Raw genomic sequence first — 12223 nt, forward strand, 5'->3', positions numbered from 1 at the left:
CCCGTGGGAACTCTTCTGCTTCATCTCGACGACGCCTTACATCTGCAACCGACCTTCGTGGATGCCGCACTTTCGGTGGGCGCGCACGAGGTTGACGAGCGACGTTGTGGAAGCGCCGTTCGGCTTTGGAGCAGGAGAGAGTCGCTCGATCTTCTGAAACCCAGCATCGTACGCTCCGCCCGCCTGCGTTCGTGCCCTAGACTGTGTTTTCTTGGATCGGGCGACTTTCACCACGTCTCGGCGTTATTGATCGCCGAGGCAGCAGAAACTTTCGACGGACCTTTGACCGTCATCCATATCGACAACCATCCGGATTGGGTGAACTTTCACAATGGTGTTCATTGCGGCTCCTGGATCAACGAGCTCGCGAAAGAAGCGAGTGTTCAAAAGGTCATCACGCTCGGTGTCTGCAGCGACGATTTGCAATCGCCCGAGCGCAAGGGCGCAAATCTCAATAATTTGGTCAACGGGAAGGTCGAACTCTATCCCTTTGATCATCCACCGAGCCGCGTGAAACGCAGCTATGGCGATTGCGCAAGCTATACCCAGTCGGGCAATCGCCTCGTCTGGTCTACAATGAAGAAGATGGGCTCAACGGCGTTCAACGAATACCTGCTCTCCAGGATTTTCACCTCCAACGTTTACATCACAATAGACAAAGACTCTCTCGCCCTGGATGACGCAATCACGAATTGGGATCAAGGCAAGCTGCGTCTCTCAACTCTCCTCAGGCTCTTGAACGACATCGCCGAACGGCACCGCATCATCGGAGCGGATGTAATCGGTGATTACTCGACACCGATCTACTCCGGTTCCCTCGTCACGCGGTTGTTGAAACACGGTGAGATCTTGATTGACCAGCCACTGTGCGCTCCCGACGCAGCAATGACGCGGGACCGCAACACTGTCACCAATCTCACACTTCTAAGGTCTCTTTCGGAGATGATGAAATGATGGACGGGCTCAATAACACGATGCTCGCTCTGATCCTGTTTTGTGTGATGACAGAGGCTGGCCGGGAAGTCTGCTTCAAACTTGCTTCCGCCAGAGGCGATCACAATCCGTACCTGCACCCTTGGACGTTAACCGGGATCGTATTCTGGGGCATGGAACTGGTGGCGTGGACATATGTCCTTGCCCACGTCCCGCTCTCCATTGCTTTCCCGCTGATGGCCTCAAGTTACGCGGTTGTCAGCGTCGTCAGCGCCTATCTCTTCAAGGAAAAGATTGGCCTGCGGCATTCTATAGGCGTTGCCCTCGTCTCCGGCGGCGTCATTTGCGTGGGAGTATCAGGCCTATGACATTTTCATTCACTGCCCCACAAACACAGTTGTCCCGACCGATCGCACGCTTAACCAGCGAAGGAAAAGCTCAGACTTTTAACCCTTTGAACGACAAGCTTTCGTTTTTTGAAGAGGGCAAGAACGGCAAGGCAATTCTTCTTGTCCATGGGATGAGCGGCGCCCCTGCCGAGATGAGACTGGTCGCAAGGCAATTCAATCGCATGGGCTACTCCGTGCTTGCCCCCTTGCTCGCTGGACACGGACGCGGCGAGAAGGCGCTGCGTGGTTCACGCTTCGAAGACTGGCTGGAAAGCGTTGCAGTTGCAGCCGACTGGCTTTCGACCCGAAGCGATACGGTCTTCGGTGCCGGCATCTGTGTTGGCGGTAAGCTGACACTACTCGCGTCGCATATGAAATCGTCGCCGATTACGTCGGTCGCGCTTTACTCGCCCTGCTTTCATTACGACGGGTGGAACGTCCCGCGCTACTACGCGATCCTGTCGCCGCATATCAGGTGGATCAGGCTGATACCCTTCGTTGATCGCCTTAAATTCAGCGAAACGCCTTCGCTTGGCATCAAAGATGAACGAATGCGGCGCATGATTTCCGGAATGGAGAGTGAAGGCATTCTTAGCCATTTTCCGGGCCGCGGCTTGGTGGAAATGGATCGGCTCGGCCATCACCTCAAAAAGCAATTGTCCAACATTGTTACGCCTTCGCTCATCATCCATTCGACGGAGGATGATCTTAGCGGTCCAGACCACGCTCGTTACATCGCCGCACGACTAGGCGGACCGAAAGCGCTGCATTGGTTGAACGACAGCTATCACATGATCCACGTGGACAAAGAGCATCGCAAAGTAGTCGATCTTTCCACCAGATTTTTCGAGATGAACCATGCTTCTAGAAACGCGATTTGATATCGACCAGGGCCCGAGGTTCAATGCGCAAAATCTCAAATTCGAGATGCATAAGACGCTTGCTACCATAAACAGAGGCGCGTGGGATGCCTGCTTTCAGTCTGACATAGAGCGATACGATTATTTGCTGGCGGTTGAGCAATCGGGACTTGCCGGTTTTGAATGGAGGTATGCGACGGTTACCTACTGTGGAGTGATCGTCGCCGCCGCGCCGGTTTTCCTATGTGATTACCATCTGGAGACAACGCTGGAACGAGGCAGGCTTACTTCGTTGATTGAAAGCATCCGGACGAAGTTTGCGCCATTCTTGTCTCTCAAACTTGCCTGTATCGGCTCTCCCTGCACGGAATGCGCTATCATCGGCATCCATCCCGCTGTACCTGGTTATAGCGAGGCTGATCTCATATCGCTGTTACTCCGTTGCTCGGAACGGTGGGCGCAGAAATCCGGGTACGGATTGTTTGCACTCAAAGACGTGCCAATGCCTCTTGAGCCCGAGATGTTTGAAACAATTCAGTCGCAAGGTTTCGTTGCCATGTCGAGTTTGCCGACAGCGTGGCTGGCCATCGATTTTCCTGATATCGAGACCTACCTGTCGAGGCTGTCCAACTCGACGCGCAAAGACATGCGCCGCAAATGCCGTTCGGCAACCGAGGTGTCTGTCGAAAAGGTCACGGATCTGGGCGACATGCTGCCTCGCTTTCTCGAGCTTTATCACGATACCCGCAACCGAAGCGAGTGGCAGTTCGAAGAACTGACCTCCGCATACTTCGCTGGTGTCCTGTCGCGCTTGCCGGAAAATGCGTTCTGCACAGTCTATCGTGTTGGGGACGACATCCTCGCCTTCAACCTGCTTCTACACGACGGTAATCGGCTGATCGACAAGTTCTTCTGCATGGATGCCGAGCGAGGCAGGCATTACAACCTCTATTATCTCAGCTGGTTCGAGAACCTGCGCTTCTGCCTTACGCACGGACTGAAAATATATCAAAGCGGTCAGGCATACTACCAGAACAAGCTGCGGCTTGGCAGCAAACTCACCATGAACTCGATGTTCTTCAAGCACCAAAATCGAGCTCTGCATACGCTATTGAGCTGGAGTGCGCCGTTCTTCGGCGACAGCGGACTGGAAAAGCAATGAAGGATTTTCATACGCTGTGGCTATCAATCCCGCTGTTGAACACGTTGCAGCAAATTTTTCTCAAGCAGAGCGCTGATGGTCTGTCAGACGACTTTGGTATCCACTGGATCATGTCGCTCGGCTCTTCACCCTGGTTCATCCTCGCCATCACCGCCGAGATTGCCTGTTTTATTTTGTGGATGCGCGTGCTTGCAACGACCGACTTGTCGAAGGCATTTACTCTCTCCGCCATCAGCTATGTTTTTGTGCTTGCAAGCGCATGGTTGTTCTACGCCGAGCCGATCTCCACCCTCCAATTGAGCGGTAGTGGCTTGATTATCCTTGGAGCCTGGTGCGTATCGACGGCGCCGGCGGAACGTGGCGCATCGGCGCCCTCGACCAAATCTGCACAGTGACTGCGCGAAATCTTATGCCGGCGATGATTTTGAAAGCCGGAATGCTTTCCAACGCATCAATCGGAAGAACGACTTCGCCAAAAATAGGGGTGACGGCAATTGTATTGGGTTTCGTATGCCTCATGGTTCAGAGATGAGTAGGATGCAGTTCGCACCCTTCAAGCAAGCGCCCACGGCCTGCGGTTTTATGATGAAATCGCAGCACTGGATCCTCGTCGCTCTGCTTCTTTCGTCCTGTCATCAAGGATCGCTGAACCTGTCAGACATCGCTCCGACGGCATTGCCGGCGCAACCCCAAAGCCCTGCAGTGTGGATTGCGGAACCAAGGAAACCGGAATGGTGGAAAGCACTGAACGACAAGCAACTCGACGCGATCGTGTCGCGCGTTCAGCAATCGAATTTAACTCTCGCCCAAGCACGTGAGCGCAGAGTCGCTGCCTCGGCAATGGAGCGCAGCGCATCTTCCGCTTACCTACCCAATCTCGCGCTCTCAGGGTCTGCAACCGGATCGACCGGCAAGATCAAGATTGACGACATCTCCCGCCGCCCCGCCCAGATCAATTTAGAGACTGGATGGGAAATTGCTCTTTTTGGTCAGAACGAATTGACCCAGAAAGCTGCTTCCTTGGAAGGCAACATGGCCGCGGAAGATGTCGAGGCCGCAAAGCTGTCTGTCACGGCGGAGGCCGCAATCAGCTATGTTCGATTGCGGGCACTGCAACAGCAACGCGGCAATCTCGATGGTCTCTCCTCGGCCTACGCGAAATCTAAAAATGTCGCGGCCGTCCGCTCAAAGAGTGGGCTAGGAACCAGTCTCGAGACGCAGGTCGCTACTGACGAAAGCAGAGCGATCGAACAACAGAAACATGTCCTCGACAACGCAATAGCCGGGGAAATACAGCGGATTGCTATCCTTCAGGGTTTGCCAGATGGCGATGGCGCTCTCGCTGCAAAAGCGTCTCAACCCCTTCCCACCAGAACTTTCGTCGCACGAGTTCCCGCTGAAGTGCTTCGACAACGACCTGACGTTCGACGAGCCGAATGGAACGTATTGAAGGCAGGAGCTGACGTGGGGCTAGCGACTGCCGATCTTTATCCAAAGCTTCACCTCTCTGGGATGATTGGGTTTGGATCACCGGTTTCCGGGTCTCTTTTTGGCGTCATTGGCGGACCCTCGTTGCAGATACCCATTTTCGACTACGGCAAGAGGCACGACATCGTCGAGGCAAGAAGAGCGCAAATGCGAGAAGCGATTTCAGCATACCACCAGGCAATTCTGGTCGCTCACGGCGAAGCCTCATCCGCCTTGCGCGCCCTTTCCGTTGCGCGACAGGAAACGCTTCGTGCGAACGCTGCGTACGCCACTGCCAAGAAGTCTGTTGCCGCCGCTGAGCTTCTGGCTCGCAAGGGTTTGTCGGATCAATCAGTTCTTGCGGCGCGCCAAATCCACGCCGCGGAGACCAGACGCCTCCTGATCGAGGCGATCAAAGATGAGGCTGAAGCGTTGGTCGCACTTGCGCGAGCCACGGGAGGACATCTGACCTCAGCCGCCCAGGGCGCGACGAACAACTCTGATCCGCAACGAAAGAGCCGGTCATGACGATATCCATCGCTCGTAAGACGTTGCTTCACGAGTGGCGCCGGTTTCTGCCCGCGACGATCGCGATTGCATTTTCAGGGGTTCTGATGACGGTTCAGGGTGCGTTGTTGCTGGGCATCGTCGGCGCCAATGGCCTTTACGTCACGCAATCCACGGCGGCGTACTGGGTAGGCTTTCCCGGTACGCAGAGCGTTGACCTTGGACGAGCGATCCCTGCAAGCGTCGCGACAAGTCTCTACGCCCAGCCTGCAATTTCGCATGTCGAGCCGGTCCTTTTTGGGTCCGGTGACTGGAGAGGGATCAACGGCGGTGGCGGTGTGAGCGTCACTGTCCTCGGTATCGAAACGGCAAATAATAGCGAAGCGCTCGCGCGCATTATTCCGCAGACGCTTCGCAACGAATTGAACGAACCAGGTACCGTTCTCGTCGACATTGCAGACGCATCAAAACTGTCGACAAAAAAGGGCGGCGTCGCGGAAGTTAACGGGCGTGCAGTCCGCATCGTCGGTTATATCGATGGGCTGCGAGGCCTCGGAGGTGTCAACGTTGTTACGTCTCAGGAAACGGCGCGCAATCTTGATCATAGCCTCCCTAGTGACGGCGGCGCAACTTACTTCCTCTACGACCTCAAAACAGGCGCGAACGGCCCTGCCGTTCAGGCACGTTTGAACAGTGCAACCGATATCCGTCGCTTCGAGGTATGGTCCGCGCAAGAGCTCGCCTCAATGACAACGATGTATATGCTGCTTGATTCAGGCGCGGGCATCGCCTTCATCTTTGCAACATTGATCGCCGTGATGATCGGTGCTGTTATTACAAGCCAGACCTTGATGGGAGCGGTAGCAGGAACTGTTCCGCAATACGCGACGCTGAGAGCGCTCGGGGTACCTTTCGACCGGTTGAGGATCATCGTCGTCGAGCAGGCCGGGTGGGTCGCGTTCTTCGGCTTCATCATCAGCCTTAATCTGAGCGCCGCAATCGCCTTGGCGGCAGCGATCTACCGTGTCCCGTTCGAATTGCGATTCAGCATTGTAGCCGCAGCCTCGACGGTTGTGCTTCTTGTTGCAGCAGTCGCCTGTCTACTGGCGATACACCGCCTTCGGGATACAGATCCCGCCGTGCTTTTGAGGTGAGCCATGCTGCCTGTCCTTAGCGCACGCCATCTTTGCAAGTCTTTCACCATCCACAATATCCGCATGCAGGCGCTGTCAGATGTCTCGGTGGATATTTTCGCCAGCGAGTTTACGCTGATGATCGGCCCCTCTGGCTGCGGCAAGAGTACTCTTCTTTCGATCCTCAGCGGAATGACGAAAGCGGATGCCGGCTCGGTAAGCTCTGGCACCCTCACGCTTTCCTCATTGAGCGACAAAGAACGAGACGAGTTTCGCTTGAAGAATTGCGGATTTGTCTTTCAGGGCTTCAACCTTTTTCCAGGGCTGAGCGCTGTCGAGCAGGTGCAAGTCCCCTTGGACTATATGTCGGTGCCTTCACCGGTGGCTCGCGAGCGCGCGGTTGAGGCGTTAGCCAGCGTGGGGCTATCGAAGAAAAGCCATCTTCGACCAGCGGAGATGTCCGGCGGCGAAAAGCAGCGCGTAGCGATTGCCAGAGCTATCGTCAAAAGGCCCGCAATCTTGTTCGCCGATGAACCGACAAGCGCTCTGGATAGTGAAAATGGTCGCAATATAGTCGCGATACTTCAGGATATCGCGAAAGAGTCTGGCTCGGCCGTGCTGTGCGTTTCTCACGATATGCGTCTGGTAAAACAGGCTGATCGGGTTCTCCAGATGGAGGACGGACGATTGCTAAGAGATGTACGTCCGGTCTCCGGCAAAAGCACCACAGGATCTTGAGGATATGAAGTTTCTACCCCGCGTTAAACGTCCCACCGTGACAACAATTTCCGCTGGCTTGATTGGTGGTGCGCTTCTCTATTTCACCGCGCTCTCTCCGAGCGCTGAGGAAGATGCTGACAGGCCAGAGCTTGTGGGACCACCCATCATGGCTGCCGCACGGGGTGTGGTGGATATTCCCGGAGGCCTATTAAGGGTCACTTCCCCCAGAGATGGGTCGGTTGCGTCCCTCTTGGTGCACGAAGGCGATCAGGTCAAGGCGGGTGACATCCTGGCGACACTGGACTCCGAACAGGAGTCACTATCAGCCAAGATCGCCGCGGAAGAGGCGGTGCAGGCGCAGGAGCAGTACAAGCTGCTGCAAATGAAGATGAAGAACCTGTCACGCCAGGCGGATCGGGTTAAACGCGCTGCTGCCGGCAATGCTGTCTCAGACCAAGCTCTCGATGATGCGATATCGGCGCGAGACAGCCTCGGCTCTGAACTCAAAGTCGCGGCGTCCATTCTCGCGGCTTCGCAAATGCGGCGCGATATGGCGATCCGCGAAGTCGAGATCAGGACAATTAGGGCTCCCGTCGACGGCTTCATTATTCGGCAAGGCGTTAAAGTTGGCGAGTTTGCCGCTGCAAACGGGGCGACAGAGATGTTTACAATCTTGCCGGAAGGTCAAAAGATCATAAGGGCGGAGATTCCCGAACAGTTTCTCGACAGCGTAAAACCGGGACTGCCGGTTGAAGTCCTTGCCGAAGACAGATCAGGTCAATCATATGAAGGCCGTATCAGCCGTATCTCTCCGGTGTTGATGCAGTCGAACGGAATGCCTGGGGAACGCAACGACATCCGTACCGCAAGCTCTACCATATTGGTAAGTCGCGATGCTCCTTTCCGGGTTGGTCAAAGGGTGATTATACGCGTTTATAAGTGACTTGTATTCCTCGAAAGTTGAGCGGTCGGTACGCTTATTTCCCGCCTGGCTGCGCCCCCAACTAACGACAAGCAGTGAGACCTCACACGCATTCCGGCTGGGTCTGCACGCTTTCTGCACGATACCTCAACATAGCTGTGATGTCTGGGGCGGCAGCGGCTGGGGCATGTTGACGTTCGTCGCCTGCCGTTATGCGTGACACGCTCACGTACAACTATTCAACGCTTTACGCAGGCAACGGGCGCCCCCGTGCCGGCGATCCTTTTACTATGGGACAAGATCATGCGCGAGCCAGACCACGATTTTGCAGACTATGAAACGTCGGCGCAGTTGCACACCCCATGGAGGCGGGTGATTGCGCTGTTTCGCCCGCACCGTGGGGCCCTCCTGATTGTTCTGGGGCTAATTGCAATTGCAGGTATCGCAGGCGCAACAACTCCCTTCATGATGCGCGCCATCATCGACAATGCGCTCCCTGCTCGCGATGCCACACTCCTCATCTGGCTCTGCGTAGGCCTGATAGGCGTTGCGGTTCTCGCCGCCATCACCGGTGTCCTTCAGGCTTATGTATCGACGCACATCGGCCAGCAGCTCATGCATGAGCTCCGTGTCACTCTTTATGAACATCTTCAGTCACTATCGCTCGCCTTCTTTGCGACAGCACGGACGGGAGAAGTGCAGTCGCGCATGTCGAGCGATATTGCGGGCTTGCAATCCCTGTTTACGACGACAGCGACTGATGTCGCTCGGAATGTGAGCGTCGTGCTCACAACTATCGTCGCCATGGTCCTGCTTGACTGGCGTCTTGCACTTGCCTCGCTTGCATTCATGCCTGTGCTGTTATGGCTGAACAATCGCGTGGCAGCGCTGCGCGAACGACTGACTTTCGAGCAGCAAGAGCGAATTGCCGATATGTCTGCGACGGTCACGGAGTCCCTTTCCGCCGGAGGCTTTATCCTTGCTCGCACAATGGGTCGGGCGCGGCATCTCGTTCGACTTTTTCGCGAAACCTCATCCGATGTCGCGCGTCTGGAGCTCAAATCCCATACCGCCGGCCAGTGGGAAGTCGCCATCATCATGTTCGCGCTCGACATTCTGCCCGCCGTGACCTTTCTGATAGGCGGACTGATGCTCGCTCAAGGTTTCGGCGTTTCGATCGGAACGTTGGTCGCACTGATTGCGCTGCAGGAGCAGTTGCTGTGGCCAATGCTCGAATTGTTCGAAGCGCGTGTCGAGTTGCGTAAGGCTAGAGCGCTGTTAACCCGCGTCTTTGGTTATCTCGATACAAAACCCACACTGGTCGAACCTGCGAAGCCAGCCATTGTCGATCTCACCAGTATTCGCGGTGAGATCGTCTTCGATAACGTCTCCTTCTCCTACCCTGCGACAGGCCGACCAACGCTTGATCGCATAAATTTACGCATCGACGCCGGTAAGCATACAGCCATCGTTGGTTCGACTGGATCAGGAAAAAGCACATTGGGCTATCTTCTCGCACGCCTGTACGATCCGGACAGCGGTCGAGTGACGCTCGATGACATCGATCTCAAGGACTTCAGCTTTGAATCACTCTCGCATATACTAGGTGTTGTTACGCAGGATCCATTTCTGCTTAATGCCAGCATTGAAGAGAACCTTCGCTTCGCCAAGGCCGATGCATCCTTTAATGAAATAGAACAGGCCTTGGCGTTGGCGCAGTTGAGCGAAAAAGTCTCACAGCTTCCGAAGGGCATACTCACTGAGGTAGGTGAACGCGGTTACCAGTTTTCCGGCGGTGAGCGGCAGAGGCTGTCGCTCGCCCGCACCATCCTTCGCAACCCAAGGGTGCTTCTACTTGACGAGGCGACCAGCGCGCTTGATCCGGAAACCGAAAACGCATTGTCCGCCGCACTGGCGGCCAGCCGGGATCGGACCGTAGTTTCGATCGCTCATCGTCTGTCGACCGTCCGTCACGCCGACCAGATCGTCGTGCTTGAAGAAGGTCGCATTGTAGAAACTGGCACCCACGATCAGCTGCTAAAAGCGGGTGGCCGCTACCGCAAGCTGGCGACGATTGGCTAGCGCCTACAACGACTGTTTCAGCACACGGGTCAAGAATGACGCCGACATTACAAATGTGCACAGCACTGTTGCAGTGAACTAGCGAACAACGGCTGCAGACTTGGAACCTGCAGCCGTCTTGCATACGCTGCGGCTTCAGTCGCCCGGAACTTGCCATCTGAAACGCTTTCTCGACGCGTCTTTATTGATGTGGCGGCAGCGGCCATCATCTCTTTGAACTCACTCAGAGCAACGCCATCAGCGCGCATTACCGAGAGGATCATCGGATCCCTGTACATCTCAGCGAGGGTCATTTCTCCTGTCGTAATGGTCATAACAGTCTCCTTCCGACGAGTTCCAAATCCAGAAAGCGGTCCGTCACTTGACGATCTCGCCACATGGTGTTACCGGTAAGTAACAAATGCATAGTTACCGACCAGTCACACCCCTGTCAACCGTGCTTCAGGATAAAAACTAAATCTCATGAAATCCCTCAAATCTGATCGCTTACCGGAAGAGAAAATCCCACCTCGCGACAGGATTGTCTCGACGGCCTGTCAACTGTTTCGCGAACATGGGATACGCGGGATTGGCGTCGATGCCATTGCAGAGGCCGCGGCCACAAATAAGATGACCTTGTATCGACATTTCGGCTCCAAGGACGATCTAGTATGCGAAGCGCTCAAGCACAGTTCTCAAGCGCTCGATAAGGCTTGGGAAGATCTTGAGGCAGAGAACCCTGGCGACCCTAGAGCTCAGCTTGCGGCGTGGGTGGAAGCACGCGCTCACTGTCTGTCGAATGAGCCCTATGGATGCGATCTGGCCAATGCCGCCGTGGAGTTAAAAGAGCAGGGTCACCCGGCACACGCGGTTATAGAATCCCTGAAGATGCAACAGCATTCCCGTCTTGCCGATCTTTGTCGTTCGACGGGTGTCAGCGATCCGGAACTTTTGGCTGACACGCTTGCCATGCTTTTGGAAGGCGCGCGCGTCAGCAAGCTTGCAACCGGAAACGAAGGCCCCTCCATGCGGTTCACACGTGCGTGTGAAGCAGCGATGGCCTCGTTCGGCATCGCTCCCAAGGCTTCCTCCTGAGTTCAGCGAAATCGCGAGGAAGCAGGATCGAGACCACCGAGATCGTCCGTTGATCGATGCTTGAGATCACTGCTCCCGATTGGCGAGACTACCAGCACGTGGCAACATTCCGCCCCTCGGTGGCACGGCCTTTCTTCGAAATGATCAGAACCGAGAGCGGGAAATATCACGACATGATCAGACCGCCATCGACGTTGATGGTCTGACCCGTGATATAGGCAGCATCCTCCGAGGCCAGGAACGCCACCAGCGCCGCTACTTCTGCCGGTGTGCCGGCGCGGCGCATTGGAATGTTAGCGACCCATTCGGACATCAGTTCGCCTGGCTTATAGTCCCCAAGCATTTTGCCCCAGACGCGATCGTTGTAATCCCACATTTCCGTGTGGATGATGCCAGGGCATATAGCGTTGACGGTGATACCTTCCGGGGCAAGCTCTTTGGCGAGGCTTTGGGTAAGGCCAACAACACCGAACTTCGATGCTGCATAGTGTGGCGTGTAGATGAAGCCTTGGCGAGCCTGACCGGAGGCGGTGTTGATGAGGCGGCCTCTCGTTCCACTCTGGCGAAAACGGCGGATAGCTTCCTGGCAGCAGAGAAACGCGCCCTTGGTATTGACCTCCATATTGAGGTCCCACTGATCCTCACTCAGATCCTCGACTTTGGAAATGGTGATGACGCCTGCATTTTGGACAGAGACGGAAAGAGCACCAATCGCGGACTCCGCCGCGTCGTAGGCCTCGCGAACAGCTGCAGAATCACGCACATCAAGCGTGACGCCAAAGATTTGAGCGCCGGTTTCGTCGGCAAGCTTCGCTGCGATATCCGCAGTGTCCTTTTCTACAGCAGCGATCGCAACCTTTGCTCCTTCTTCAGCGAAGCGACGAGCGATGCCGTAACCGATACCTTTATTGCCGCCGCTGACAAAGACGGACTGACCTTCGAAACGTTTCATCTCTCCTCCTCAGGAAACTTGG

13 protein-coding genes are annotated in these 12223 nt (G+C 55.5%); 11 read left to right on the forward strand and 2 right to left on the reverse strand.

Annotated elements, in window-relative coordinates; translation table 11 throughout:
* The first annotated feature begins 3 nt into the window (after window positions 1–3).
* From WKI41_RS03265 to WKI41_RS03310, 10 genes are all read left to right on the forward strand, one after another.
* On the forward strand, window positions 4–954 hold the full coding sequence (locus WKI41_RS03265; RefSeq protein WP_340192062.1) for an arginase family protein: 951 nt from the start codon (window positions 4–6) through the stop codon (window positions 952–954).
* Complete coding sequence (locus tag WKI41_RS03270; protein WP_340192063.1) at window positions 951–1301, forward strand: permease; 351 nt, start codon at window positions 951–953, stop codon at window positions 1299–1301. The genes WKI41_RS03265 and WKI41_RS03270 overlap by 4 nt, the downstream gene beginning before the upstream one ends.
* A gap of 86 nt (window positions 1302–1387) precedes the next feature.
* The gene (locus WKI41_RS03275) at window positions 1388–2203 is read left to right on the forward strand and encodes an alpha/beta hydrolase (protein WP_340192064.1); all 816 of its coding nucleotides are present in this window, start codon (window positions 1388–1390) and stop codon (window positions 2201–2203) included.
* Window positions 2181–3344 carry a GNAT family N-acetyltransferase gene (locus WKI41_RS03280; RefSeq protein WP_340192065.1) on the forward strand — a complete coding sequence of 388 codons (1164 nt, stop codon included), beginning with the start codon at window positions 2181–2183 and terminating at the stop codon, window positions 3342–3344. The genes WKI41_RS03275 and WKI41_RS03280 overlap by 23 nt, the downstream gene beginning before the upstream one ends.
* A complete protein-coding gene (locus WKI41_RS03285) occupies window positions 3341–3739 on the forward strand; it encodes an EamA family transporter (RefSeq protein WP_340192066.1) in 399 nt (132 codons plus the stop codon). Before WKI41_RS03280 ends, WKI41_RS03285 begins: the two co-directional genes overlap by 4 nt.
* Before the next feature lie 190 nt (window positions 3740–3929).
* The gene (locus WKI41_RS03290; protein ID WP_340192067.1) at window positions 3930–5339 is read left to right on the forward strand and encodes a TolC family protein; all 1410 of its coding nucleotides are present in this window, start codon (window positions 3930–3932) and stop codon (window positions 5337–5339) included.
* Complete coding sequence (locus WKI41_RS03295) at window positions 5336–6472, forward strand: ABC transporter permease (RefSeq protein ID WP_340192068.1); 1137 nt, start codon at window positions 5336–5338, stop codon at window positions 6470–6472. Before WKI41_RS03290 ends, WKI41_RS03295 begins: the two co-directional genes overlap by 4 nt.
* 3 nt (window positions 6473–6475) lie before the next feature.
* Complete coding sequence (locus WKI41_RS03300; protein WP_340192069.1) at window positions 6476–7189, forward strand: ABC transporter ATP-binding protein; 714 nt, start codon at window positions 6476–6478, stop codon at window positions 7187–7189.
* A gap of 148 nt (window positions 7190–7337) precedes the next feature.
* The gene (locus WKI41_RS03305) at window positions 7338–8114 is read left to right on the forward strand and encodes an efflux RND transporter periplasmic adaptor subunit (protein ID WP_340192070.1); all 777 of its coding nucleotides are present in this window, start codon (window positions 7338–7340) and stop codon (window positions 8112–8114) included.
* A 282-nt stretch (window positions 8115–8396) separates the two neighbouring features.
* Entirely contained in the window at window positions 8397–10175 is a 1779-nt protein-coding gene (locus tag WKI41_RS03310; protein ID WP_144622093.1) for an ABC transporter transmembrane domain-containing protein, read from the forward strand.
* Between the two features lie 47 nt (window positions 10176–10222).
* Here WKI41_RS03310 and WKI41_RS03315 read toward each other — a convergent pair whose 3' ends face one another.
* Window positions 10223–10489, reverse strand: coding sequence for a hypothetical protein (locus tag WKI41_RS03315; protein WP_113325931.1), 267 nt, complete (start codon window positions 10487–10489; stop codon window positions 10223–10225).
* Window positions 10490–10637: 148 nt separating this feature from the next.
* Between WKI41_RS03315 and WKI41_RS03320 the strand changes: the two genes are divergently transcribed.
* On the forward strand, window positions 10638–11249 hold the full coding sequence (locus tag WKI41_RS03320; protein WP_340192071.1) for a TetR/AcrR family transcriptional regulator: 612 nt from the start codon (window positions 10638–10640) through the stop codon (window positions 11247–11249).
* 166 nt (window positions 11250–11415) lie between these two features.
* Here WKI41_RS03320 and WKI41_RS03325 read toward each other — a convergent pair whose 3' ends face one another.
* Window positions 11416–12201, reverse strand: a complete 786-nt coding sequence (locus tag WKI41_RS03325; RefSeq protein WP_340192073.1) for an SDR family oxidoreductase — start codon at window positions 12199–12201, stop codon at window positions 11416–11418.
* Between the last annotated feature and the right edge of the window lie 22 nt (window positions 12202–12223).

The organism is Agrobacterium larrymoorei, from assembly GCF_037722385.1.
Classification (GTDB): domain Bacteria; phylum Pseudomonadota; class Alphaproteobacteria; order Rhizobiales; family Rhizobiaceae; genus Agrobacterium; species Agrobacterium larrymoorei_C.